The sequence below is a fragment of the Actinoallomurus spadix genome (assembly GCF_024055725.1).
GTDB lineage: Bacteria > Actinomycetota > Actinomycetes > Streptosporangiales > Streptosporangiaceae > Actinoallomurus > Actinoallomurus spadix.
This window is the reverse complement of record NZ_JAMXMX010000031.1, coordinates 24,851-50,767: the sequence shown is the minus strand read 5'-3', so window position 1 is coordinate 50,767 and position 25,917 is coordinate 24,851. Positions and strand designations below refer to the sequence as shown.

19 protein-coding genes are annotated in these 25,917 nt (G+C 71.5%); 9 read left to right on the top strand and 10 right to left on the bottom strand.

Annotated features, from left to right (window positions below; translation table 11 throughout):
* Positions 1 to 163: 163 nt before the first annotated feature.
* Genes NE235_RS32445 through NE235_RS32435 form a run of 3 tightly spaced genes read right to left on the bottom strand, consistent with a single transcriptional unit; the run spans position 164 to position 1,283 of the window.
* Positions 164 to 262, bottom strand: coding sequence for a DUF397 domain-containing protein (locus NE235_RS32445; RefSeq protein WP_252809794.1), 99 nt, complete (start codon positions 260 to 262; stop codon positions 164 to 166).
* Positions 259 to 354, bottom strand: coding sequence for a DUF397 domain-containing protein (locus NE235_RS32440; protein ID WP_252809792.1), 96 nt, complete (start codon positions 352 to 354; stop codon positions 259 to 261). The genes NE235_RS32445 and NE235_RS32440 overlap by 4 nt, the downstream gene beginning before the upstream one ends.
* Positions 345 to 1,283: a helix-turn-helix domain-containing protein gene (locus NE235_RS32435; RefSeq protein WP_252809789.1), complete on the bottom strand. Its 939-nt coding sequence runs from the start codon at positions 1,281 to 1,283 to the stop codon at positions 345 to 347. The genes NE235_RS32440 and NE235_RS32435 overlap by 10 nt, the downstream gene beginning before the upstream one ends.
* On the opposite strand from NE235_RS32435, the gene NE235_RS32430 reads away from it, so the two are divergent.
* From NE235_RS32430 to NE235_RS32420, 3 genes are all read left to right on the top strand, one after another.
* The gene (locus NE235_RS32430; RefSeq protein WP_252809787.1) at positions 1,272 to 1,574 is read left to right on the top strand and encodes a hypothetical protein; all 303 of its coding nucleotides are present in this window, start codon (positions 1,272 to 1,274) and stop codon (positions 1,572 to 1,574) included. The genes NE235_RS32435 and NE235_RS32430 overlap by 12 nt on opposite strands.
* Positions 1,575 to 1,591: 17 nt before the next feature.
* A complete protein-coding gene (locus NE235_RS32425; RefSeq protein ID WP_252809785.1) occupies positions 1,592 to 1,948 on the top strand; it encodes a hypothetical protein in 357 nt (118 codons plus the stop codon).
* A gap of 69 nt (positions 1,949 to 2,017) precedes the next feature.
* Positions 2,018 to 2,923, top strand: a complete 906-nt coding sequence (locus NE235_RS32420; protein ID WP_252809783.1) for a TIGR03619 family F420-dependent LLM class oxidoreductase — start codon at positions 2,018 to 2,020, stop codon at positions 2,921 to 2,923.
* Positions 2,924 to 3,030: 107 nt separating this feature from the next.
* On the opposite strand, the gene NE235_RS32415 is transcribed toward NE235_RS32420, so the two are convergent.
* The 4 genes from NE235_RS32415 to NE235_RS32400 form a co-directional block, all read right to left on the bottom strand.
* Positions 3,031 to 4,512, bottom strand: coding sequence for a flavin-containing monooxygenase (locus tag NE235_RS32415; RefSeq protein ID WP_252809781.1), 1,482 nt, complete (start codon positions 4,510 to 4,512; stop codon positions 3,031 to 3,033).
* Positions 4,509 to 11,633, bottom strand: a complete 7,125-nt coding sequence (locus tag NE235_RS32410; RefSeq protein ID WP_252809779.1) for a type I polyketide synthase — start codon at positions 11,631 to 11,633, stop codon at positions 4,509 to 4,511. Before NE235_RS32410 ends, NE235_RS32415 begins: the two co-directional genes overlap by 4 nt.
* Positions 11,634 to 12,503: 870 nt before the next feature.
* Positions 12,504 to 13,352 carry a hypothetical protein gene (locus NE235_RS32405; RefSeq protein ID WP_252809777.1) on the bottom strand — a complete coding sequence of 283 codons (849 nt, stop codon included), beginning with the start codon at positions 13,350 to 13,352 and terminating at the stop codon, positions 12,504 to 12,506.
* An 87-nt stretch (positions 13,353 to 13,439) separates the two neighbouring features.
* Complete coding sequence (locus tag NE235_RS32400) at positions 13,440 to 14,063, bottom strand: class I SAM-dependent methyltransferase (RefSeq protein WP_252809775.1); 624 nt, start codon at positions 14,061 to 14,063, stop codon at positions 13,440 to 13,442.
* A gap of 51 nt (positions 14,064 to 14,114) precedes the next feature.
* Here NE235_RS32400 and NE235_RS32395 point away from each other — a divergent pair, with 51 nt between their 5' ends.
* Positions 14,115 to 14,372, top strand: a complete 258-nt coding sequence (locus NE235_RS32395; RefSeq protein ID WP_252809772.1) for a hypothetical protein — start codon at positions 14,115 to 14,117, stop codon at positions 14,370 to 14,372.
* On the opposite strand, the gene NE235_RS32390 is transcribed toward NE235_RS32395, so the two are convergent.
* Positions 14,323 to 14,796 carry a hypothetical protein gene (locus NE235_RS32390; protein ID WP_252809770.1) on the bottom strand — a complete coding sequence of 158 codons (474 nt, stop codon included), beginning with the start codon at positions 14,794 to 14,796 and terminating at the stop codon, positions 14,323 to 14,325. The two genes, NE235_RS32395 and NE235_RS32390, sit on opposite strands and share 50 nt — an antisense overlap.
* A gap of 163 nt (positions 14,797 to 14,959) precedes the next feature.
* On the opposite strand from NE235_RS32390, the gene NE235_RS32385 reads away from it, so the two are divergent.
* The 4 genes from NE235_RS32385 to NE235_RS32370 are packed head-to-tail and all read left to right on the top strand — an operon-like array spanning position 14,960 to position 20,439.
* Positions 14,960 to 16,495: an NAD(P)-binding domain-containing protein gene (locus NE235_RS32385; RefSeq protein ID WP_252809768.1), complete on the top strand. Its 1,536-nt coding sequence runs from the start codon at positions 14,960 to 14,962 to the stop codon at positions 16,493 to 16,495.
* A 10-nt stretch (positions 16,496 to 16,505) separates the two neighbouring features.
* Positions 16,506 to 17,543: an alpha-hydroxy acid oxidase gene (locus tag NE235_RS32380; protein ID WP_252809766.1), complete on the top strand. Its 1,038-nt coding sequence runs from the start codon at positions 16,506 to 16,508 to the stop codon at positions 17,541 to 17,543.
* Positions 17,537 to 18,898: a cytochrome P450 gene (locus tag NE235_RS32375; RefSeq protein WP_252809764.1), complete on the top strand. Its 1,362-nt coding sequence runs from the start codon at positions 17,537 to 17,539 to the stop codon at positions 18,896 to 18,898. Before NE235_RS32380 ends, NE235_RS32375 begins: the two co-directional genes overlap by 7 nt.
* Complete coding sequence (locus NE235_RS32370) at positions 18,895 to 20,439, top strand: MFS transporter (protein ID WP_252809755.1); 1,545 nt, start codon at positions 18,895 to 18,897, stop codon at positions 20,437 to 20,439. The genes NE235_RS32375 and NE235_RS32370 overlap by 4 nt, the downstream gene beginning before the upstream one ends.
* On the opposite strand, the gene NE235_RS32365 is transcribed toward NE235_RS32370, so the two are convergent.
* The gene (locus tag NE235_RS32365) at positions 20,387 to 21,754 is read right to left on the bottom strand and encodes a sensor histidine kinase (RefSeq protein WP_308206185.1); all 1,368 of its coding nucleotides are present in this window, start codon (positions 21,752 to 21,754) and stop codon (positions 20,387 to 20,389) included. The two genes, NE235_RS32370 and NE235_RS32365, sit on opposite strands and share 53 nt — an antisense overlap.
* Before the next feature lie 123 nt (positions 21,755 to 21,877).
* Entirely contained in the window at positions 21,878 to 22,576 is a 699-nt protein-coding gene (locus NE235_RS32360; RefSeq protein WP_252809753.1) for a response regulator transcription factor, read from the bottom strand.
* A 315-nt stretch (positions 22,577 to 22,891) separates the two neighbouring features.
* Between NE235_RS32360 and NE235_RS32355 the strand changes: the two genes are divergently transcribed.
* A complete protein-coding gene (locus tag NE235_RS32355; protein ID WP_252809751.1) occupies positions 22,892 to 25,861 on the top strand; it encodes a M36 family metallopeptidase in 2,970 nt (989 codons plus the stop codon).
* Positions 25,862 to 25,917 lie beyond the last annotated feature (56 nt).

Here is a 25,917-nt window from a genome sequence, read left to right as displayed (position 1 = left end):
CATCGTGCACACCGGCCACCATTCGATCCGGAATGACCCGATGAAGGGTCTCCCTTTCCGAAACCACGCTCGCCGCGACTCCCCGCAGACCGTCGATCGACCTCGGCCTCAGGGCCTCAGGCGGGATCCGCCCGGCAGGTGCCGTGTGCCATGGCCCGCACGGTCAGCCGGTCGTCTCCTCCGCCACGGCCACCTCAACGCACGCGCCGCCGTTCTCCCCGCTGCGCTTCGACTTCCGCCAGTCGGCGATCGGCCCCATCATCCGGTCGCCTTCTCCGCCACGGCCACCTCGACGCACGCACCGCCGTTCTGTGCGCTGCGCTTCGACTTCCGCCAGTCGGTGATCAGCTCCATCGTTCCTCCGCCGTCCTGCGAATGAGATCGATCGACTCGTGCTGTGGCATCGCGAACGACCGGACGGACTCCCACGCGTTCGAGAGGATTTTGAGGTCCTCCTGGCTGCTGGTCACGAGTCCGCGCACCGCCGTCTCCAGATACGCCACGTCGCGCCCGTCCACGGTCGCATGGATGAACGCGCCTGCTGATGCAGGGTTCATCTCCGAGCGTACAACTTGAATCGTGATACGAGGTCCGACGGAGTCGGCGATATGCATTAATTGGTCGTGCATGACTTTCGGTCCCCCGTATCCCCGATAAAGGACGGCTTCGTCTAGCACGAAGTGCAGAATTGGTGGCGGCGGATCGCTTCTGGTGAGGATCTGGCGGCGTTCCATTCGCGCGGCCACGCTTGCCTTGTCGCCGCCCAGCATGGCGGCCGCGTAGTCCTCGGTCTGGAGGAGGCCGGGGACGTTCGACAGCTCGACCCATCGGAGGACGTCGGCGTCGGTCTCCACGTCGCGCCATTCGCGGAACCACTGGGGTGTCGGGTCGATGTCGAGTTGCCGGCAGACCTCCAGGAGCACGCCGGACGGGATGTGCAGCGCGGTCTCGAGAGCCGCGACCTGATCGGCCTTCGGGAGCAGCCGGCCGGTCTCCAGTGCGCTGACCCAGGGCTCGCTGTAGCCGAGGTGGTCGGCCAGCTCGCGCTGGCGGAGTCCGGCGGCGTCGCGGTATCGCCGTACCTGACGGCCGAGCGTTATCAGTGCCGGGCTTGGCATCCTGCCCATTTTTGTCCCCTTTCGCCGGACCATAACGCGCAATATCTTGCGCAGCCCCCTCATGGCCTTGACGTGACCAAGGCTTGAAAATGTTCCGATCATAAGCAGGCCGCGGCGATTCTGGGTGCCCTTCGAGAGAAAGGGGATCCGGGAATGAGAGAACACACGGCCGAGGAGATATCCGCGTACGCGCGATGGCTGACGCAGGCCTGTCAGGTGGCCGGCCTCGACGCGGAGCAGCACGGGCGGACGGTGCTGGTCATCGCGGCGGACCACTTCCTGTCCGAGGAGGTCACCTGCCAGGCGGACGGAAACGGCGTCCTCCGGTGGTACTGGTCCTGGGGGAAGCCGATCACTCACCTCCGCGACGGAACGCGGATTCTCACCACCGACGAAGTCGACGACCTCGTCGCCGCGATCAAAAACGTCGTCTCCCTTCAGGTACGCCGGCGATGACACCCGAAGAAGGGCTGATGTGCTCGCTTTCCACGCTCCGGGAGCTGGTCGGAACTCTGACCGAGGAAACGCCTTCGGCGTCGGCCGAGTTGCTGCAACTCGACCGGCTCATCCGCAGATATCCGGCCGCGGCGGCGCTGAGCCTGAGATTGTCGCAGCGCGTCCCCGCCGGCCTTCCGGCGCCTCCCGGCTGGTCGGCCGCCGCGAACGTCAACGGCGTCCCGTTGTGGCAATGGCACGGCGGCACCATGTACGTCGCGACCACCGACCTGGACCAGCTTCACTTCCTCGGGGTGGCGCTGTCCCGGTTCGACCGCATGACCGCCGAGCAACTCCGCGCGTACGTCGAGGGAGGGCAGAGGAGGGCCAGGTGATCGGACCGTGGGCGCCCGGGTACGTAGCCCGGGGAGGGGGGTTTCCTGCGCGGCCGACGGGGGTGGCGAATGGACTTCGGGCTCAACCTGCCCTCGTACGGGCCGGGGGCGTCGCCCGAGACGGTGGTGCGGGTGGCGGAGGGGGCCGAGCGGATCGGGCTGGGCGCGGTCTGGACGTTCGAGCGGCTGCTGCGTCCCCTGGAGCCGGTCGCGTACGGCGGGTTCGCGCCGCCCGCGCCGCTGCCCGCGGCGTACGCGGTCGTCTACGACCCGCTGGAGACGCTGAGCTTCCTCGCGGCGCGGACGAGCCGGATCCGGCTGGGCACGAGCGTGCTCGCCGCTCCCCTGCACCCTCCGGTCGTGCTGGCGCGGCGGCTCGCGACCCTGGACGTGCTGAGCGGCGGGCGCGTCGTCGCAGGGCTCGGGCAGGGGTGGATGGCGCACGAGTTCGCAGTGGCCGGGGTGCCGCGGGAGCGGCGCGGCGCGCGGTTCGCCGAGCACGTCGCGGCGATGCGGGCGGTGTGGGGGCCGGACCCCGTGCGGTTCGACGGGGAGTTCTACACGATCCCCGAGTCGCAGATCGGGCCCAAGCCCGTGCGGCCGGGCGGGCCGCCGCTGCTCGCCGGCGTCGTCGCCCCGGCGGCCGTGGAGCGTGCCGCGCGGCTGGGGCTCGGGCTGAACCCGGTGGTCATGACGTGGGAGCAGCTGGAGGACACGGTCTCGACGTTCCGGCGGGCGGCGGAGAAGGCCGGGCACGACCCGGCCTCGCTGCCCCTCGTCGTACGGGTCAACGGCTCCCTCACCGCGAAACCGCGCGAGAGGCGGACGCCGCTCACCGGATCGGTGGACCAGGTGCTGGAGGACCTGGGCCGGGTGCGGGCGCTGGGCGCGGCGCACGTGCTGTGGGCGATGCGGACCCAGCCGGACGAGCAGCTGGCGGTGCTGGAGGACCTGCTGGACCGGGCGCCGTCCTGACGGAACGACGCCCGGACGTCACGTCAGCGCTGATCGAGGTCGGCCGCGGCGGCCATCACCTCGCCCGTCCGCGGACGTGAGGAGGTACGCCGCAAAAGATCGGGGCTTCATAGGGTGGCCGGAGCAATGAAGTCGTAATCGCGCTGGCGCACTCTGCGCAGTCGCCAGCGGTATTGCAACGTGGAGTCGGGCCAGAGCACTGTTCCGCTCGGACCATCGCTCTGATACCAGCTCCGGCAACCGCCGACGCTCCACACCGTGTGCTGGAATCTTTCTCGTATCTCCTCTTGGAAGCGTTGCTCGGCGTCCGGCCGGACGACGAGCGCTCCCGCACGAGCCGATCGAGTCGCGCGGATCGCGCGGAGGACATACCTCGCCTGTGCCTCGACGTTGACCACGACTCCGGTGTACGGGACCGCGCCATGGGGTCCGAGGATGATGAACATGTTAGGGAAACCCGGCACGGCGACACCGTTGTACGTACGCGGGCCGGGACGCCAGGCGTCTGCGAGCAATTGGCCCCGGAGGCCTTCGATGCGGATCCGGTCGAACGAGCCGAGGACGTCGAACCCGGTCGCGTAAATGATCACATCGGTCCTGTGCTCCGTTCCCTCCTCATCGATGACGGCGCCCGGTTTCAGGGCCACCGGCCGTCCGGTGACGACGCGCACGTTCGGGCGGTTCAGCGCTGGATAGTACTCATTGGAGAAGAGCACCCGCTTGCAACCGAAGCGGTAGTCCGGGATCAATTTCCGCCGCAGCTCGGGATCATCGATATGGGTCTCGATCTGACGGATCACCACTGGTTCGGCCACCCTCAGCGCGTCCGGGCGGTGGTGGAACCCGAAACCCCGTTTTTCCCGGCGTAGATAGACCCTGAGCCGGTACAGCGCCTGAGTCCAGGGCAGCAGACGGAACATCCGCCGGCGCCATTCGGAGACGGGAACGTCGGCCTTCGGCAGCACCCAGGCGGCGGAGCGCTGGAAGACCGTCAACTCAGAGGAACGCTCGGCGAGGTGGGGGACGATCTGGACCCCGGAGGCCCCCACCCCGACGAGGGTGACGCGCTTGCCGGTCAGATCGACCTCGTGGTTCCAGTTCGAGGAATGCCAGACGTGCCCGCCAAAGGTCTCGGCACCGGCCAGCTCGGGGATGCGCGGGGCATGGAGACCACCGACCCCGAGGATGAGGAAACGGCTGACGTAGGTGGTACCGGCCGCGGTGGAGACCGTCCATTCACCCGCGGCGGCCTCCCAGCGGGCCCCGGTCACCCTGGTACCGAAGCGGATCCGTGACAGCAGCCCACGGCGCCGGGCGATGCCCTGCAGATAGGCGAGGATCTCGGCCTGCCCGGCGTAGGTGGAGCTCCAGTCGGGGTTCCGGTCGTAGGAGTAGGCGTAGAGGTGGGATTCGACGTCGCAGGACGCCCCGGGATAGGTGTTGTCGCGCCAGGTTCCGCCGACGTCGTGTGCCTTCTCGAGGATCAGGAAGTCAACACGCGCCTTGGCCAACTCGACGGCCTGGCCGAGGCCGGAGATGCCGGCCCCGATGACCAGCGCCTCGGTGCGAATGACGTCAACGGTCATCATCGGCCCTCTTTGAGGAATTCGGTGATCTGAGGCCATAGTCCGGCCCATACCTCGTCCGCGTGGTCACTGTCGTGACCGAGCCCGGGCACCGTGATCAACCGCGCGGGCACGTCCAACTCGTGTGCCCGGTCGGCCAGACGGACCGCCTGCGTGAGAGGCACGACCTCGTCCGCGTCGCCGTGCACGATGAGCAATGGCGCCGTGACCGCGCCCAGTCGGCTCATGGGACGGCGTTGCGGAGCCGCGAAGTAGGTCTCCACGTCCCCCGGCTCGGCCTGCGCGCGTGCCGGCAGCAGGGCGCCGGGGCGGGACCGCTCGGCCGCGACCAGGAGTGCCGGGTCGTACAGGCCCATGATGAGCACGGACCGGTGCCACAGTGACGGGCCGCGTGACAACGCCAGCAGGGCGGAGTACGCACCCCGGCTCGTACCCACGATGCTCAGCCGCGTGGCGTCGATCTCAGGTAGTTCCGCGAGGTGACGGGCCGCCGCCATGATGTCGTCGACGTCCCGGCCTCCCATCTCGGCGCGTGCGCTGTAGTCCGCGCCGTGTCCCGGCGCCCCGCGGTGGTCGACGGTGAAGACGGCGAACCCTGCCGCGCGCAGCGGCGCGTGTTCGCTGAGGTGGGCATAGTTGCCCGCGTCGTCCAGGGCCCCGCCTTCGCCCGCGGTGCACACCACGACGGCCGGGTGCGGGCCGGGTCCCGCGGGCAGGCTGAGGTGGCCGTAGATGGTGAGTCCATCCGATGACAAGAAGTCATGGGTCGTGATGCCCGCGGGCGGCCGAGGGGTGGAGGCGGGGGGTCTGTCCAGCTCCTCGGCGAGCAGTCCGACCAGCCCGGCCACCGTCAGGTTCCGTTGGAGCTTCATCGCCGGTACGGATACGCCGAGATTGTTCCGCAGGAGGACTCTCAGTTCGACCGCGACCAGAGAATCGATGTCGACGGCCTGCTGGTCGTCGAGTTGCTCGGCGGACAGGCCGGTGATCTCCTGCAGGAGGGGGGTAACGAGTGCGGGCAGCAGACTGAGACGTTCCTCGGGAGTGGCGTCCCGCAGGCGCTGCGACGCCGACGCGTGCCCATCATCGTCCAGGGCGCCCGCCGGCACCAGCGCGGAGTAGCGCGGCAACGGGGCCAGTTGGGGATTGGCCCGCGCCCAGCGTCGCCAGTCGATGTCGGCCACCGACACTTCGACGGGACGGGTTCGCAGCAGCGTCTCGAGTTCGGTCACCAGCCGCTCGGGCGGCATGCCGATGTGGCCGTTGCGGCGAAGGACGTCCCCTACGGCGCCGTTCCGGCTGACCGCCACACCGACCTCATCGATCATTCCCCAGCCGACGCTGATGGCCGGCAGACCGCGGGCGTGCCGGTAACGTGCCAGGGCGTTGAGGAATTCGTTGGCGGTCGCGTAGGCGCCGGCCGCCGCGGCTCCGATCTGCGCCGCTACCGATGAGAAGAGCACGAAGAAGTCGAGACTTTCCGCCTGCGTCTCCTGATGCAGGTGCCAGGCACCGTCGGCCTTCGGCTTGGTCGCCGTGATCAGGCGCGTGGCGTCGGTCTCCGAGAGCACCACGTCGTCGAAGTCCGCCGCGGCGTGGACGATGCCGCGGATGGGCGGCATTTCGGCCCGGATCCGGCCGAGGACGCGCTTCATCAGGTCGCCGTCGGCGACGTCGGCCTGTTGGACGCGGACCTCGACTCCCTCGCCGGTCAGCTCGGTCACCACCTGCTCGGCCTCGGGCGTGGCGAGGCCGTGCCGGCCGAGGAGTACGAGGTGCCGGGCGCCGCGGTCGGCCAGCCAGCGCGCGACGGTGCGGCCCAGGCCGCCCAGGCCCCCGGTGATCAGGTAGGTGGCGTCGGGCCGGATCGGCGAGTCCTGGATGGTCGACGCCGGCACCGTCACCGGTTCCCCTGCGACGCGCACGACGATCTTGCCGATGTGGTCGCGGCGCGCCATCATCCGGAACGCCACGTCCACCTCTCCAGCGGGTACCTCGGTGACCGGGAGCGGAGCGAACGTCTCCTTCTCGTAGAGATCGGCCAGCTCGCGCATGCAATCACGAACGAGCTCGGGCTCCAGCAGCATCATCCGGTCGTAGTCGAACGCATGGAACGACAACGCGCGGTGGAAGGGGGCGAGGCCCAGGGGGTGGTCAGCGGCGATATCGGCCTTGCCCAGTTCCACGAAGCGTCCGAACGGGCGCAACAGGCCGACGCTCTTGTGCAGCATCTCCCCGGCCAGCGCGTTGATGACGACGTCGACACCGGCGCCGCCGGTCCAGCGGAGGATGTCGTCGGCGAACGACGTCGACCTGGAGTCGGACACCCCGGCCACGCCCTCCCGGCGCAGGAACTCCCGGCGCTCCTCACTGCCCGCGGTCGCATACACCTCCGCGCCGAGCCGAGTGGCGATCCGCACGGCGGCCAGCCCGACGCCGCCGCTGGCCGAGTGGATGAGGACCCGATCTCCCTTGCGTACTCCGGCGAGGCGAACCAGGGACAGGTAGGCGGTGACCGCCGGCAGGAGCGACGCGGCCTGCGCCAGGGACAGCGCCGCCGGCTTCTTGACGACACGGACCGCGTCGAGCGTCACGTGGGAGGCGAACAGATCGCGGCCGTGCGCGAACACCTCGTCCCCGGGCCGCAGGTCCGTCACGGCCTCCCCGACGCGCACGACGGTACCCGAGCACTCCAGGCCGAGTGTCTCCTGCGAGAGGCTGCCCTCCATCGCCTCCGGAGACATGAGCCCCGTCGCCTTCAGAACATCTTTGAAATTGAGCCCGACGTAGGCGACCTCGATCTCGACCTCGGCGGGCCCCGGGGCCCGCCGAGCGCCGGCGGCGAATCGGAGGCCGTCGACGCCGGGCTCACTGACGCGAAGGCGTACCGGCGTGGCATCGGTACGGGTGCTCACGTGGTGCATCGGGGACCGCGCGCCGGCGCGCTCGAGCCTGCGGACGTACCGGGTGCCGCCGCGCAGCGCGACCTCCTCCAGACCGTCATGGGCGAGCTCGTCGAGCACCGACTCGGCGACGCGGCCGGCGCCGCCGCACGCCCCGGAGTCCACGTCGATGAGCCGGCAGCGCAGCTCCGGCCGCTCGGCGTCGACCACCCGGCCGAACCCCCACAGGGCCGCGGCGAACGGATCGGTCGTGGCGTCACCGGCGTCGACGCTCTGCGCGCCGGAGGTGATGAGGAACAGCGGCACGGCGACGGCCGGCAGTGCCTGCACCAGCCGCAGCGGGGTGGCCACTGACGAGCACACCTGCGTGTCATCCGCCGTCGGGTCGTCCGCGGGGTCGTGAACATAGACCACCCCGCGACACGGCGATCCGCCTGAGGTGCCTGAGACGCCTGCCACGACCCGCTCGAGCCAGTCCTCCTCCCCCGGCTCGGCGCGCAGGACGGTGCCACCCCGCTCGCTCAGCCCGTGCGCCAGTCCCTCGCCCATCGTGGACGAACCGACGACGATCCAGGTGCCCTCGGCGCCGCCGGTGGCATCGAGCGTTTCAGGACGCCACAGATGCTCGTAGTACGTTTCCTCCGGCCGGGTGCGCTGCTGAGAACCGTCCTCGGCCAGTCGCTGCGCACGCAGCCCGATCACCTCCGCGACCACCTCGCCGTCGTCGGTGATGAGCGTCAGGTCGCATTCGAGCCGCCCGGCGACCATGCTGCGGCGGTCCCGCCCGTGCAGCCACAGTCGCCTTCCCGGTGAACGGAAGAAACGGAGCTCGGCGATGCGCGCCGGCACGTAGGTGGCGGCCTGTACGCCGCCCGCCAGTTGCAGGGCACCGGCGATCATCGCTTGCAGGGCGGCGTCCAGAAGCGCCGGATGCAGGCGATACCCCTCGGGGTCGACGGTGTCGACCCTGAGCTCGGCGAATACCTCCCCGGTCTCCTCCCGGCACCACAACCGGTCGACCGCGCGGAACGCCGGACCGTACGACAGGTCGCTGCCGTCCAGGAGCGCGTACACCTCGTCATGGCCGTACTCCGGTAGCGACCGTGTCAGATCCGCCGGCCCCTCGGTGCGTGGCCGCGGTGACCGTGGTCGGGCCAGGTCCGGATGACGCATCTGTGCGTGCAGGGTCCAGGTGGCATCATCGCCCTGCCCGCGGCTGTGCAGCGTCACGAGACGTCGTACGGGGTCATAACCGATTCGGAGCGTCGCGAGCGTGGACGGCTGAAGAGCCAGCGGGCGGTGGAAGATCACGTCCTCGAGGGAACAACAGGGTTCGTCGCCGGAGAACATAGCCAGCGCCGCCTCGAGGTACCCCGAGCCGGGGAAGATCACGGTCCGCCCGATCCGATGGTCGGCGAGGTACGGGAACTCGGCCGCCGAGAGTTCGACGTCCCGGGTCGGCGTGGCGGCCGGGACGGGCCGCCCGGCCAGCCGCGGACCGCCGGCGCCCAGCCGCGCCGTCCGGGACTCCGCCGACTCGACCCAGTGGTGCTCTCGCTGCCAGGGATAGCGCGGCAAGTCGAGGTGTTCGCGCGGACCGGGATGGACGCGTTCCCAGTCGGGCTCGGCGCCGGCCGCGTACATGTTCCCGAGGGTCTCCAGCAGATGCCGGCGCTGCGGGCGGTCCCGGCGCTGCGAGGCGAGCCTGACCAGGTCATCGCCGCGCTCGGCCAGCGCCTCGTCGATCGCCGACGCCAGGACCGGGTGCGGCCCGATCTCCAGGATGATCCCGGGCGCCGACGTCAGCAGTCGCCGCAAAGCCGCGGCGAACAGGACCGGTTGACGTACGTTCCGCCACCAGTACTCGGCGTCCAGTTCGGTCCCGGTCACATGCTCACCCGTCACCGTCGACAGGAGCGGAATCCGAGCCGCGCCCGGGCGGATCCCCCGGAGCGCCGTGAGGAGCGGCTCACGGATCTCGTCCATCTGATGGCTGTGGTACGCCACCTCGACCCGCAGCGCCCTCACGGTCGCGCCGGACGCCTCCAGCCGTTCCGTCACGACGCTCATGGCGTCCGGGTCGCCGGACAGGGTCGTCGCGCTCGCGCTGTTGATCGCGGCCACGTCGACCCCGTCGATGAGGAAGGACCGCGCGGTGTCCGCCGGTACGTCCACCGCGGCCATGGTGCCGCGGCCGGCGAGCCGTGCCTGCAGGTTCGCGCGGTGGAAGCCGATCGTCAGCGCGTCCTCCAGCGAGTAGACGCCCGCCGCGTAGGCGGCGGCCACCTCGCCGACGCTATGGCCCACGATCACCGTGGGCACGATCCCCCGGTCACGCCACAGCGCGGTCAGTCCCACCTGCACCACGAAATTGGCGACCTGCGCGTACAAGGTCCGGGTCAGCCGAGACTCCGCTTCCTCGCGCATCAGCTCTTCGGCGATCGACAGCCCGAAGCGTGCCAGTATCTCGTCGCACTCGGCGACGACTTGGGCGAAGCGGGGCTCCTCGCGGAGCAGCTCACGGCCCATCCCCCACCACTGTGGCCCCATGCCGGTGTAGACGAAGGCCGCTCCACCCCGCGCCGCGCGGCGTGGAGCGACGTCCAGCCTCCGCAGTTCCTTCGCCGCCTCCGCCGGGTCACCGGCCACGACGAACGTCCGCAGGGGGTGATGCTCTCGCTGCCGGGCGGCCGCCCGGCACACCCGGCTCAGGGCCGGTGCCTCCGGGGCCTCCAGCATCGCCGCGTACGCGTCGACGAGCGCCCGCAGGGCCTCCTGGCTGCGCGCCGACAGGACCAGCAGCCGCGGGGACCCATCATCGGTCTCCTGCCGCGTGGTGGACGGGCCGCGGGAGGCCTGCTCGAGGATGACGTGCGCATTCGTGCCGCCGAATCCGAAGGAGTTGACGCCCGCCCGTCGTGGTCCCCCATGGTCGGGGAACGGGACCATCTCCGTGGGCACTCGAAGCGGCAACCTGTCGAACGGGATGCTGGGATTGGGCCGCTCGAAATGGAGGTTCGGCGGGATGACGCCGCGTTCGAGGCACAGGCTCGCCTTGATCACCCCTGCCACGCCGGCCGCCGCCTCGGTGTGACCGATGTTGGACTTCACCGAGCCGATCCAGTGCGTCCGCTCCGAGCCGTCGAGCACGTCACCGATCGCCGTGGCTTCGATGGGATCCCCCACGGGGGTGCCCGTACCGTGCGCCTCGTAGTAGCCGACCGAGGCGGGATGGATTCCGGCGACCCGGCACGCCTGCCGGATCACGGCACGTTGCGCTTCGGCGTTGGGCACCGTGATCCCAGGGGTGCGGCCGTCCTGGTTCACGGCGGACCCGCGCACCACGGCGTAGATGTGGTCGCCGTCGCGCTCGGCGGCGGCGAGCGGCTTGAGCAGGACGATGCCCGCGCCTTCACCGCGTGCGTAACCATTGGCCCGGTGGTCGAACGACCTGGAGCGGGCGTCCGGGGACAGGAACTGCCCCTTCGACATCAGGATCGTCGTGACCGGATTGGTCATCACGTTCACGCCACCGGCCACCGCAAGGTCGCACTCGCCGCGCGCCAGCGCCGCACACGCCTGGTGGAACGCCACCAGTGACGAAGAGCAAGCGGTGTCCATGGTCAGCGACGGCCCACGCCAGTCGAAGGCGTACGACAGTCGCGCCGCCAGCATGGTCATGCTCACTCCGGTCGGCGTGGAGCCGCTGACCAGGTCCCGGTTCGCGTCAGACAGCTGCAGGGTCGCGGCGTCGAAGGTGAACCCACCGATGTAGGCTCCGACGTCGGCTCCCGCGGTCGAACTCGGGGGGAGCCCGGCGTCCTCGAACGCCTCCCAGGTGACCTCGAGCAAGAGCCGCTGCTGCGGATCGAGCGCGGCGGCCTCTCTCGGCGTCATGCCGAAGAATCCGGCATCGAAGCGGTCGATGGGCGAGCGCAGGAAGCCGCCCTGACGGACGATCATGCGGCCCGGCGTCCCCGGGTCGGGGTCGAAGAAGGCGTCGGCGTGCCAACGATCCGGGGGGATGTCACCGATGGCATCCGTACCGGATGCGAGCAGCTCCCAGAAGCCACGCGGATCCTCGATCCCGCCGGGGAAGCGGCAGCCGATTCCGATCAGCGCTATGGGAGCGGACCGAACGGCCCCATCGGCGTCATCACCGGCCGACTGTGGTCCGGGCCGCAGGGCGGTCACGTCGGCTTCGTGCGTGAGTGCGTGCAAGGAGATCTTCCTACTGCGGTTTGGAGACGGACTGTGATCCGCCGTCCATGCGGAACCGGAGAATGACGGAGAGCAGCGCGTCGTGGCAGTCGCGGACGCGCACCGACCGGCGGAACCTCATGACCATGTGACGGCGGCAGTGAACCACCGATGGTCGACAGGAACTCGTGATCAACGAGAGGGCGCGGCTTTCAGCCGGATGATGACTGCGGAGTTAACCGATGCGATGACTCAGAACCGCATCGAGTCAACGATGCATTGATGTCCAGGGAACTGCCGATCATTCAAGACTGACTGACGTGACCACTTCCCGCGAACGAGAAGCGCGATTGATGCTACTCCCGTCGATCATGTCGATCAAGCACCCCCATGCACTCTTTATATACTTCCTGGCGGTCACGTTATGATCCATGCAATTAGTCCGATTTCGACTCTTATGACCGTTTTGCTTACTGGCCGCACGTGAGGGCCGGCACCCTGGCGACGAGGCGGTCGCCCGGGTCCGCATCACCAGCGCGTCTCCAGGGCCGACAGGAGGCGACATAGCGTTACCTCGACGACGAGCGCTCTGCCGCCGGCACCGGCCCCGCCCAGGACGCGCCGGACGCACTCCAGGCGCACGCCTGGAAGGCGACGGCCCTGATATGCCGGCCGTCGATCGCGTGGGTCGCGTCCAGTTCGATGTGCGGTCCAGCCAATTCTCGTCACCGCCAAGCCGCGCGAGAGGCGGACGCCGCTCAACCTGGGCCGGGTATGGGCGCTGGGCGCGGCGCACGTGCTGTGGGCGATGCGGACGCACCCGGATGAGCAGCTGGCGGTGATGGAGGACCTGCTGGCCCGGGCGCCGTCCTGACGGGACGGCGCCCGGTCTCAGGTCAGCGCGAGACCGCGTCGGCCGCTGCGGCCATCGCCTCGACCGCCTTCGCGGCCTGCTCGGTGGTGTGGCGTCCCAGGCCGCAGGCCGTGGCGGCGGAGCGCGGGAGCCAGGTGATTGAGGTACGTCACGGCCGGCCCGAGGTCGCGGGGTGCGACGAGTTCGGTGTTGCCGAGGTTGCCGTAGCACAGGTGCAGGATCACGTCCGTCTCGGCGGGGAGGCGGGTGAGCAGGCCGGCGACCTGGCGGGCGAGCAGCCGCGCGGCGAGGGACCGGCCGCCCGGGAGCCGTTTCGCCATGTCCATGCCCACCAGGACGGACGGTGTCTCCAACTGCCAGACGACGTCCCGGCCTCCGACGGGGGCGAAGGCGGTCACCTCTTCGACGAGCGCCCGGGTGAACACCGGCAGGTACCGCAGCGCCAGCCACGGCCGGCCCTCGAACACGAAGATCGCGAGGTCGAGCGGGTTCGGCAGGCTGAGCTGCAGGCGGACGTCCGCGAGCTCGGGGCGTTCGGCGCGCAGCGCGCGGAACGCCTCCAGCATCTCGCGTAGCGCGTCCTCTCGGTCCATAGACACGTCCGCGGGCTGGAGCTCGTGGCCGCGCCGGACGCCGTACCGGCGCATGTCCTCGTAACCGGTGTACTCGCCGGGCCGCTTCATCTCGAACGCCGGCCGCGCGGCGATGTTCCGCAGGTAGGCGACGATCCAGTCGGGGTCGAGGTCGCAGGGCAGCGCGGTCAGCCGGTGGCCGCCGACCCGGCCGGTGATCCACTCCATGGCCTGGCGAGGGGTACCGCACACGTCCGGCGGCAGGCTTCCAACGAAGTGCATGTGACGCGACATGACGCCACCTTTACCCTCAAGATCACCCATTGGCAATTACGTGGCATGACCGGTTCGTGACAGTGAGGCGCATGGGCGTCCGCCGGCTCACCGCTTGCGGGCGTGCCCGAGGTAGGTGACGGCGGGGCGGTGGTCCGGGTCCAGCACGAACGGGCACGCGGCGGCGATGTCATCGTCGGTGATGCGGCCGCGCCGACGGGCGAGTACCGCGGTCACCAGGTCGCGCGGGCGTGCCGGTTTGAAACCGCAGACGTCCTCGTTGCGCAGGTGGTGACGCTCGAACACGCGGGCCAGTTCGGCGGGTGGGCGCAGGCGTGCGGCGGCGTATCGGCCACGGGGCATGATGCGGGTCTGCGGGATGCCCTGGAAGGCGCCGAGATAGACGATCCGTGACGGCACCGTCCGGGTCACGGTGTCGTAGCACAGCACTCCGCCGGGCCGCAGGACGCGTGCGGCCTGCTCGACGACGCGGTCGAGGTCGGATGTCACCTCGAACGTGTCCGCGTAATAGGCGAGGTCGAACGCCCCGTCCTCGTGTCCGAGGTCCTCGGCCGCGGCCGTCTCGTAGAGAACACGGCCGGCGCCGCTCCTCTCCCGTGCCAGGGCGGTCGCGGTGGGTGACGGGTCGACGGCGGTGACGTCGAAGCCGCACTCGCTCAGCGCCGCCTCGTCGAGGAGGGGGTCCTCGTCCGCGATCGTTACCAGGAGCACCCGCCGCGCGACGACTACCGTGCGACGAGGAAGGGGGAGGAGCTGTACCCCGTGCTGCTCGCCCTGATGAACTGGGGCGACCGCTGGTACGCCGAGCCCGCCGGACCACCGGCTCGCATCCACCATCTCGACTGCGGACACGACACCCATGCGGTACCCGCCTGCGCGCACTGCGGCGAGCCGCTCACCGTGCACAACACGACCCAGCTCCCCGGGCCGGGCGGGGGCGTCGGCCAAGGCACGCGGGTGATCGGCCCGCTCATCGCCGCCCGGGAGTCCCATGGCGCCGCCGGCTCGGGGCCGGAGTGACCAGGCCGGGGGTCGGTGGCTGCGGTGTCGGCGCGATCCGGAGGCCGCCGGATCTCGACGCCACGAGCGTCGCCGTGTAGATGCCGGTGTCACAGAGGCCCGGGTGGGGCGAATCCCGCCGGAGACGGACCCGGCGGGTGCCGGCGAAGACCAGGCGGTTCCCGGAGCGGTAGACGCGCAGGGCGACGGGCACGGTGACGGGTCTCGTCAGGCGCGGGTTCGCCACGAGCACCCTGAGGTCGCCGGTCGCGGGCAGGTCGAAGAACGTCCGGCACACGTCGCCGACGCATGCCCACACGGTCACCGTGCCGCCGGCCTCCGCCGGCCGATCCCCCTCGACGATGAAGACGACGGCCGAGGCCCGGAGGATCGCGGCGCAGTTCGGGCCCACGCCGCAGCCGGTCGCCGCGAGCGTGAGGCCCATGACGAGCGTCCTGACCCGCATACCGGGAGGACGCTCCGCGCGACGCCTTCGGTTTCCCGATGGCCGGGAGCGGACACGGCCGGGCCGCCTCTGAAGAAGTTTTGAGATTCGCGAGCCCATGCTTGCCGCGTCCGACCCCTGATCGAACGACTGAGGTGACGCGGTGAAGGACTACCTGGTTATCGGAGCGGGACCTGCCGGGCTGCAGCTCGGATACCTGCTGGAGAAGGCGGGCCGCGACTACCTGATCCTCGAGGCCGGGCCGACTCCCGGCCACTTCTTCAGGACATTCCCCCGGCACCGGATGCTGATCTCCAACAACAAGGTGCACACCGGGTGGACCGACCCGGAGCTGAACCTGCGGATGGACTGGAACTCGCTCCTGTCCGACGACCCGGAACTGCTGTTCACCCGCTACAGCGAGCGGTACTTCCCGCCCGCCGACGAGATGGTGCGCTACCTGAGCGACTTCGCCGAGGCGACGAAGCTGCGGATCGCCTGCGACAGCCGGGTCGTCCACGTCACCCGCGACGACGAGGGCTTCGGCGTGCGCACCGCGAACGGGGACGTGCACCGGGCCCGGCGGGTGATCGCGGCGACCGGGCCCTCGCAGCCGTACGTCCCGCCGATCCCCGGCATCGAGACGGCGGAGCTGTACACGGACGTGTCGGTGGACCCGGCGGACTTCACCGACCAGCGGGTGCTGATCCTCGGCAAGGGCAACTCGGCGTTCGAGACCGCGGACAACCTGATCGAGAAGGCCGCGGTGATCCACGTCGCGGGGCCGCACTCCGTACGGCTGGCGTGGCAGACGCACTTCGTCGGGCACCTGCGCGCGGTCAACAACAACTTCCTCGACAGCTACCAGCTGAAGGCGCAGAACGCGATCCTCGACGGGACCGTCAAGAACATCGAGCGGCGGGACGACGGCGGTTACCTCGTCACCGTGAGCTTCGCCCGCGCGGACGAGGTCACCAAGGACGTGCCGTACGACCGGGTGATCGTGTGCACCGGCTTCCGCTTCGACGCCTCCATCTTCGACGAGACGTGCCGGCCCGAGCTGATCATCCGCGACCGGTTCCCCTCCCTGACGACGGCGTGGGAGTCGGTGAACGTCCCCGACCTGTACTTCGCCGGGACCATCACCCAGTCCCGTGACTTCAAGAAGGGGACGAGCGGGTTCATCCACGGCTTCCGGTACAGCGTGCGCGCCCTGCACCGGATCCTGGAGAGCAGGTACGAGGACGTGGAGTGGCCGCACCGGGCCCTGCCGAACACTCCCGACGCGCTCGCCGACGCGGTGCTCGAACGCGTCAACCGCACGTCGGCGCTGTGGCAGCAGTTCGGCTTCCTCGCCGACGTGATCGCCATCGACGGGAACGACGCGCGGTACCTGGAGGAGATGCCGTTCGACCACGTCGACCTGCCCGACCACTATCGGATCACGCTGGACTACGGCCCGGACCACGACAAGCACGACCCGTTCGACATCTCGGTCCGCCGCATCTCACAGAGCGACGCCGGCCGGGCGGACGAGGGTCACTACCTCCACCCGATCGTGCGGCACTACCGGGGCGGGGAACTCGTCGCCACCCACCACATCACCGAGAACCTCGAGAACGAGTGGGACTCACCGGACACGCACCGCGCGCCGCTGCGGGCGTTCTTCGCCGCCCAGAACGCGACCGTGCCGGCCTGAGGGACGACCGGTGCGGACCCTGCGCGAGTACGAGGCGGTGGCGCGCGAGCGCCTCGACCCCGTGCACTACGACTACTTCGCGGGCGGCGCGGGCGACGAGGTCACGCTGCGCGCGAACGAGGCGTCGCTGGCCCGCCTCGCGCTCCTCCCCCGTATCCTTCGCGGCGGCGCGCGGCGCGAGCTCGGCGTGACCCTGCTCGGCACCGGCGCGTCCATGCCGGTGCTGGTCGCGCCGACCGCCTTCCACCGGCTCGCCGCGCCCGACGGGGAGCGCGCCACCGTACGGGCGGTGGCCGCCGCCGACACGATCATGATCGTGAGCATGGCCGCGACCGTGGCGGTGGAGGACATCGCGGCCGAGGCGCCCGACGCGAAGCTGTGGTTCCAGCTGTACGTCCAACCCGACCTCGCCTTCACCGAGGCGATCGTCCGGCGGGCGGAGGCGGCGGGCTGCCGGGCCCTGGTCGTCACCGTCGACTCCCCCGCCCTGGGCCGGCGCGAACGCGACGGCCGCAACGGATTCCACGACCTGCCCGACGGCCTGTACTGCGAGAACCTCCGGATCGGCGACTCTCCCGGGCACGTCCGGCAGATCGCGATGTCCCCGGAGATCTCCTGGGAGCACATCGCCTGGCTGCGGGACGTCACCGAACTGCCGATCGTCCTCAAGGGCGTCCTGCGCGCCGAGGACGCCCGGCTCGCCGCCGGCGCCGGCGTCGCGGGCCTCATCGTGTCCAACCACGGCGGCCGCCAGCTCGACACGGTGCCCGCGACGATCGACGTCCTCCCGGAGGTCGTGGACGCCGCGGGCGGCCTGCCCGTGCTGATGGACGGCGGGATCCGGCGCGGCACCGACGTGCTGAAGGCCCTCGCCCTCGGCGCGAGCGCCGTGGCGATCGGCCGCCCGGTCGTCTGGGGCCTGGCCGCCGAGGGCGAGCAGGGCGTCAAGGGCGTGCTGGAGCGGATCCGCGACGAGGTCGACGACGCCCTCGTCCAGTGCGGCTGCGCGTCGGTCCGGGACCTCGACAGGACGTACGTCCGATGCTGATCATCGTCCTGGCCGTCGCGGCCCTCGTCCTGCTCGGCCTGCCGTACTGGCTGCCCGGCCGCATCGTCGCGCTCCGCGTGTGGATCTTCGCCCGCGTCAACGGCGACGAGGGCGTCCCCGTTCCCGGCCCGCTGGTGGACGTGTCCCGGTTCAAGCAGGTATACGCCCATCCGGCGGCGGACGGCCGCAGCAGAGGCGCGGCCCTGTCCGACCTGTTCTGGTACTGGCTGGCGCCCGGCCCGCACATCCACCAGGAACACCTCGAACCCGGGCCGCTCTACGACGAGGTCGCCCGGACGACGCGCGCGTACCTGGCCATGCCGACCGCGCGGGCGGAGGAGCTCACGGCCCGGTGCGCCGAGCGGGGGCTGCGCGGGATCGACCGCATGACGACCGTACGGCTCCGGGACCTGGTGATGCCGATCTGGGCGGAGTTCTACTACGAGCTGGTGTTCGGCGAGCCGTGCCCGCCGGAGGCGCGCGACCTCATCGTCGCCAACGCCGACGACGTGGTGACCGCGCTGAAGTGCTGCGGGCTGCGGCACATGGACCGGCGGGCGCGGCTGACCGACTACCTGGAACGCCGCCTCGCCGACGTGCGCCACCCGCTGCCGGCGGGCCTGTCGGCCCGCGAACGGGCGCTGTACCTGCAGGGCACCTTCTTCAACACCGCGGTCGTGCAGACGTCGGAGGCCATGACGCACCTGCTCATGGTGCTGGCGTCCCATCCGGACGTGCAGGAACGGCTGCGCGACGCCGACGACCGGTACGTCCAGCGGGTGATCGACGAGACGCTGCGGCTGTACCCGCTGTTCGGTATCGCGCACCGCGTCACCTCGGGCGAGATCCAGGTCGACGACCGCACGACGATCCCGGCGGGCTCGGTGCTCCTGTTCTCGTATCCGGACTTCCACCGCGCCCGGTTCGAGGACGGCGACGAGTTCCGCCCCGAGCGCTGGGAGACGCTGTCGGCGCGGGACGCCGACTTCATCCCGTTCGGGATCGCCGCGAACCGGCCCTGCCCCGCCTGGCGCCTGACCCCGATCACGATGCGGGTCGCGGCCCGCGAGGTCGTCCGGCGGTTCGCGCTGCGGACCTCCGCCGCGCACACCCGGTCCGTGCCGAACCGCGGCCCCTGCCTGCTGCTCCCCCGCGACGCGGCCGTCCCGGGCGGACGGCGGGCGGCGCGGCTGGCGGCCATGCGGGTCCGGGATCGCTGGGAGGACCTCTGGCGCAGCCTCGTCCAGCTCGTCCTCGGCGCCTTCATGGTCTGGGACGCCCGCCGGGAACGGCTGTGCGAACGCCACTTCGCGGAGGCCGGCCCGGCCTGCCCCGTCACCGGGAGGACACGGTGAAACGCCACGGTTTCTGGATCGGCGCGCTGCTGGTCACGGCCGGCGTGCTGATGCACGTCCCCGACTACGTGATGATGCGGCACGACCACTACATGATGGCCGGGATGCCGATGGGCCGGACGATGTCGCTCGGCATGACGCTCATCGTGCTCGGCCTCGCCCTGTGCACCTGGGCGCTGCTGCCCGGCCGGGAGGAACGGGCCGCCCGGGCGCGGGGCGCCTCGGCCGTGCCGTACGCCGCGCTGGACGAGGCGCCGCTGACGCGCGCGCACTGGCTGCTCGTGGCCGTGCTCACGGTCGGCCTGGTCGTCGACACGATGAAGCCGGCCTCGCTCGGCTTCGTGGTGCCCGGCATGGCGAAGGAGTACGGGATCAGCACGCGGGAGGCGGCGTCGCTGCCCTTCGTGGCCATCACGGGGACCGTCACCGGCTCCGTGCTGTGGGGGTTCCTCGCCGACGTCTTCGGCCGCCGGTCGACGATCCTGCTGTCCTCGATCATCTACATCGCCACCTCGATCTGCGGTTTCATGCCCGACCTCGGCTGGAACCTCGTCATGTGCTTCTTCATGGGCGCGTCGGCGGGCGGCATGCTGCCGACCGTGTACTCGCTGATGGCCGAGTCGATCCCGGCCCGGCGGCGCGGCGGGCTCATCGTGCTGCAGAGCGGGCTGGGCGCGGCGCTGGGGTACCTCGTGGCCAGCGGCGCGTCCGCCCTGCTGGTCCCGCATTTCAGCTGGCGGATCCTATGGGTGCTCGGCGCGCCGACCGGCGCGCTGCTGCTCCTGCTGAGCCGCTGGATCCCCGAGTCGCCGCGGTTCCTGCTGTCGGTGGGCCGGGAGCAGGAGGCGTCGCGGGTGATGGCGCGGTACGGGATCACGACCCGCGCCTCCGCCGCCGCGCCGGTGACGCCGCCCGCGTGGTCCTCGTTCCGGTCCCGGATCCGCGCGCTCGTGGTGCCGCCGTTCCGCCGGCGCACCGCCACCATCACCCTGTACGGCCTGGGCTGGGGCATCGTGAACTGGGGTTTCATCACGTTCCTGCCGACGTTCCTGGGTGCCGGCGGCAAGCACTCGGCGGGCGGGCTGCTGTTCTTCTCCTCGCTGTTCGCGGTGCCGAACACCGCCCTGGCCGCCTACCTGTACGGGCGGTGGGGCAGCCGCCGGACGATGTTCTGCTACGCCGCGATCACCGGCGGGGTGCTCGTGCTGTTCCCGGTGCTCGGCGTGGACGCGAGCCGGGGCCGGGCGCTCCTCCTCGTCCTGCTGATCACGCTGCTGGCCGGGGCCGGCGGCATGATCGCGCTGCTGTCGCCGTACTCCACCGAGGTCTATCCGACCGCCCTGCGCGCGGGCGGCAGCGGCCTCGCCGCGGCGGCGGGCAAGATCGGCGGCATGCTCGGCCCGCTCCTGCTGACCTCGGCGCCCGAGCTTCCCACGATGGCGCTCCTGGTCGCGGTGCCCGTCGGCGCGGCGGCGCTCGTGCTGTGGCTCACCGGAATGGAGACCGCGGGGCGGCCACTGGTGGAGGCGGAGACGGGGTGAGGTCGGCGTGCTCCGCGTGAGCGTGCCGGGCCTCGGCCTCGGGGTGGGGCCAGGGTCCGGTCTCGGGGCGGGTGGCCCGGGGTCCGGCCTCGGCGTCGGCGGTCCGGGCTGCGGCGGGCAGCCGGACCGTGAAGGCCGCGCCGGCGCCGGGCCGCCCGTCCACCTCGATCGTGCCGCCGTGGCCGTCGACGATCTCGCGGACGAGGGCCAGCCCGAGACCGAACCTGCGCCCGGTCCCGTGCTCCCCGCGGGCGAACCGGGTGAACAGCCGCTCGGCGTCCCGCGGATCGAGGCCGACGCCGTCGTCGCGGACCTCCAGCTCGACCATGCCGTCGTTCCGGGTGAGCGTCACCGTGATGTGCCCGCCGGGGGCGATGTGACCGAAGGCGTTGTCGATCAGCGAGGTGACGACGCGCCGCAGCGCGGGTTCGACGCCCCGGACGGCGTACGGTCCCGGACCCCGGCCCCGGACCTCGACGGTCGCCTCCCGCGTCTCGGCGCGGGCGCTCTCGGCGGCGGCCAGGTCGTCGGCGAGGGTTTCGAGGTCCACGGTGCCGAACGGCCGCCGGTTCTGCCGGAGCTGCGCCGACAGGAGCAGGTCGTCGATCACCTCGCCGAGCCGGCGGGTGCCGGTGACCATGCGCCCGAGGTCGGCCGCCAGATCGCACGGGTCGCCGCCGGGACGCAACCGCCGCTGCAGCAGCTGCGCGCGCGTGTGCAGCTGGGTCAGCGGCGTCCGCAGCTCATGGCTCGCGTCGGCGACGAACCGGCGCTGGCGCGCGAGGACCTCGCCCAGCGGCGCGATCGCCCGGCGGGAGAGCAGCTGGCCGACGAAGAGCGCCGCCAGCAGCCCGGCCGCCTCGGCCGCGGCCAGCGCGCCGTACAGCCGGCGGCGCTCCTCCATCTGGTAGCGCAGGTCGATGGCCGCCTGCCGGACCACGCCGCCGCGGACGGCCGTCCGTACGGCATAGGACCGGCCGCCCACCGTGACCCGCCCGGCCCTGGTGCGGTGGTCGGCCGCGACGCGGCGCAGCACCGAGCGCACGGGCAGGGCCGTGGGCGCGCCGGGCGAGGTGGTGAGGGCGTTCCCGCGCAGTTCGAACAGCCAGACGCAGGGCGGGGGGTGGGCGATGTCGGCCCGGTCGACCGCGAGGGCCAGGTCGCGCCGCGCGGAGGACTCCTGGCCCTCGATCGTCACGCAGTAGACCAGCATCCCGACGAGGGCCACCACGAGGGTCACCGCCCCGGCCACCTGCGCGGTGATGACGGCGCGGGCGCGGACCAGCAGCCGCCGTTCCAGGTCCGCGGCTCTCACGGCGCCTCGCCCGGGCGTGCGGCCACGGCCCTCCCCGGTCGTACGGTCACGGGTCCTCCCCCGGTCGTACGGTCACGGCCCTCACCCGGTCGCAGGGTCACGGGTCCCCGCCCGGCCGTGGGGTCACAGTTCGCCCGCCCGGTAGCCGACGCCGCGTACGGTGCGGACGACCGTCCGGCCGAGCTTGGTGCGCAGGTAGTACACGTAGGTGTCGACGATGGACTCCGCCGGCGCGGCGTCGAAGACGCGCTCGCGCAGCGCGGCGCGCGTGTGCACCTGGTCGGGGCGGCTCGTGAGCACGCGCAGCAGCTCGTACTCGCGGCCCGACAGGGTCACCTGCGCGCCGTCCGGAAGGGTCACGACCCTGGTCGCGAGGTCGAACCGGCCGGCGCCCAGCGGCAGGACCTGCGCGCTGTCGCGGTGGCGGCGGCGCAGGGCGCGGATCCGTGCCAGCAGTTCGTCGACCTCGAACGGCTTGACCAGGTAGTCCTCGGCGCCCGCGTCCAGGCCGGCCACCCGGTCGGCGACGGCGCCGAGCGCGGTGAGCATGAGGACCGGGGTGGCGACCGCGCGGCGGCGCAGGCGGGCCAGCAGGTCCAGGCCGTCGATCGCGGGCAGCCCCCGATCGATGATCATCGCGTCGTACGACCGGCTCAGGCCCAGGTGCAGGCCTCGCTGGCCGTCGCGTGCCACGTCGACCGAGTACCCCTCTTCGGTGAACAGCCGGAGCAGCATCTCGCTGAGCTCGTCGTCGTCCTCGACGAGCAGGAGACGGGCGCGTGCCGCGTCCCGCGAGGGGGCCTCGGCGATCACTGACAGCATGTGTCATCCCGGAGAGGATCTTGGTCAGGACTCGGGAAAACCGTAGATCCTGGTGGATGCCGCCACAAGAGCGGGACGCCCACCGTCTCGCGTTGCGCCGCACCGGCCCCATCGCCTCGTCACCCCCTGACATCAGGGCAGATGACGCCCTTACTGCGAGTAATCACAAGCGTTGCTGGATCGTGCCTTTCATTTCATTGACTCGACTTTTACTGGCGCTTTAGGCTCACGCCGCAATTGCCCCAAACACCCCAAAGGCGGTGTGCCGTGCGCAACTGGCGCAGACACGCAAGGGCCAATCGGCTGATCGCGGTGATGTCGGTAGGAGCGCTGTTCGCGCTCGGAGAGGGCGCGGTCGCCGCCGCCCGGCCGGCCGCCGCGGGCTCACCCGGGCCGCGCATCCAGACGGAACACCACGGAGCGGGCGACCGCGACGCCCGCCCGGGAGGCCGCGCCCCGTCGGGCACGCAGCGCGACCTGGCCCTGCGGAAGCGTGTCGCCGCCCGCTGGAACCGGCTGGGCACGCCCGCCGGCCTGGTACCCGAGGGGACCACGGCCCTGGCTACCGGCCTGCCCGCCGACCCGGTGACGGCCGCGCGGACCTACCTCACGCAGCACCGCGACCTGCTCGGCCTGTCCCAGCAGGCGGTCGGCTCCCTCGATGTCGTGGCGACGAACCCGATCGGCACCGGCGCCGCCGTGCTGTTCCGCCAGCGGTTCGGCGGCCTGCCGGCCGGCCACGACGGCCTCGCGGTCGTCGGTGTCGCCGGCGGCAAGATCTACCAGGTGAGCTCGTCGCTCGCGCCGGACGCCCCGGCGCCGGAGCCCGCGACGCTCACCGAGACGGACGCGGTACGCGCCGCCGCCCGCGACGTGCGCCTCGACGCCGGAACCGTGACCGCCCGGGACACCGCCGGCGGCTGGCGCCGGTACGCGGCCGGCGGGCTGAAGGGCACGCAGAGCGTCAAGCTCGTCGCGGTGCCGATGCCGGCCGGCGGCGCGCGGGCGGCCTACGAGGTGTCCCTCAACGACGACGCGCCCGACGGGGTGCGGTCCTACACCAGCTACGTCGACGCCCGTACCGGCGAGGTCCTCATCCGCCAGGACAACGTGGACGACGAGACCGACGACCCGCGGTGGAAGGCGTTCCCGGCGAACCCGCCGGCCGACTACCGCACGAAGGACACCCGCGAGACGTGGTGCCGCACGAAGGCGGCCGGCTGCGACCGTGTCGTCGCGAACCCCGCTTCCCCGCTCGCCTGGGACGTCGACCCCGGCGTGAGCGCGACCACCTCCACGCAGACGACGCGCGGCAACAACGAGTGGGCCGCCGAGGCGTGGAACAACGCCACCGGCACGGGTTTCAACCTGAACGGCTTCGCCACCCCCCGCCCGGACCGGCGGTACACCTACCCCTGGACCAACCAGTGGTACGCCGAGAAGTGCTCGCCCGGCGTCTTCGACAGCCCGGGGCGCAATGACATCGACGCGGCCGACGCGAACCTCCTCGCGATGCACAACCGCATGCACGACTTCTCCTACAACCTCGGCTTCACCGAGAACGCCTGGAACCTGCAGGACGACGACTTCGGCAAGGGCGGCCTCGGCGGCGACCCCGAGCACGGCAACGCCCAGTCCGGGGCACGGGTCGCCACCAGCCTGATCCGGGACAACGCCAACCAGGCCACGCCGCCCGACGGGAGCGCGCCGACGACGAACATGTACCTGTGGCAGGCGATCGCCGGCTCCTTCTACTCCCCCTGCGTCGACGGTGACTACGACATGTCGGTCATCGGCCACGAGTACACCCACGCGATCTCCAACCGGATGGTGGCCGGGCCAGACAACCGGCTCACCGGCTACCAGGCCGGCGCGATGGGCGAGTCCTGGTCCGACCTGGTCTCGATGGAGTACCTCGCCGCGAACGGCCTCGTGCCCGCCGGCCAGAAGGAGTCCGTCACCGGCCAGTACGTCACCGGCAACAAGGTCCGGGGCATCCGCGACTACGACCTGGCGAAGAACCCGCTCAACTACAGCGACCTCGGATTCGACCTGACCGGCCCGGAGGTCCACGCCGACGGCGAGATCTGGAACGCCGTCAACTACGACATCCGGCAGGCGTTCCTCGACCGCTACGGAAAGGGAACCGCCGCCCTGCGCAGGTCCTGCGCGGAGGGACGCACCCCCGTCGCCTCCTGCCCCGGCGACCGCCGCTGGGTCCAGCTCGTCTTCGACGCGTGGCTGCTGATGGCCCGCGGTGACGTGACCATGCTCGACGCACGTGACGCGATGCTCACGGCCGACCGGATGCGGTTCGGCGGCGCGAACCAGGCCCTGCTGTGGAACGCCTTCGCCGCGCGCGGCATGGGCGACGGCGCGGCCAGCAACACGAACGCCGACGCGGACGCGACCCCGAGCTTCGCCTCGCCGAGCGCGAAGAACGCCACCGTCCGGTTCGAGGCCGTCGACGAGACGGGCAGGCCGGTGCCGGGCGCCCGCTTCTTCGTGGGCGACTACCAGGGCCGCGCGGTCCCGATCGCCGACACCGACACCGACACCGACCGCACGGACACCGCGGCCATCGTGGCGGGCCGGTACCGCATCGTCGCCCAGGCGCCCGGGCACGGCCTGGCCCGGAAGACCGCGCGGGTCACGGCGGGCTCCCACCACACCGTACGGGTCCGGCTGCCGCGCAACCTCGCCTCCGCCGCGAACGGCGCCACCGCGACCGGGGACGGCGTCGACCTCGGCGCCCTCATCGACGACGACGAGGGCACCACGTGGGCCTCGCTCGCCGCGGCCGGCACCCCGGTGGCGGGCCGGGGGGTCACCGTACGGCTCGCCGGCGGCACGCCGCAGCAGGTGCGGCGGATCCAGGTCAGCGCGCTGCTGCGGCCGGCCGACCCCAAGGACGCGGGCGGCGACACCGGCTCCCAGAACCGGTTCACCGCGCTGCGCTCGTTCAAGGTCCTGGCCTGCACCGCCTCCGCCACGGCCGACTGCTCGAACGCGGCCGACTACCGCACCGTCTTCACGAGCGCGAAGGACGCCTTCCCGTCCGTCCGGCCCCGCCCGGTCGCGCCCGACCTGACCCTGCGGTCCTTCACCATCCCGCGCACCACCGCCACGCACCTGCGCCTCGAGGTCACCGCCTCGCAGTGCACCGGCGGCCCGGACTACGCGGGACAGCAGACGACCGACCCGAACGTCCCGACCGACTGCGCCACCGCGAGCCCCTACTCCGGGCAGGTCCGGGCGGCCGACCTCCAGGTCTTCGCCCGCTGACACGCGCGTACGGGCGCCGGTGAACCCGCCTCCGCGGGTCCGCCGGCGCCCGTCGC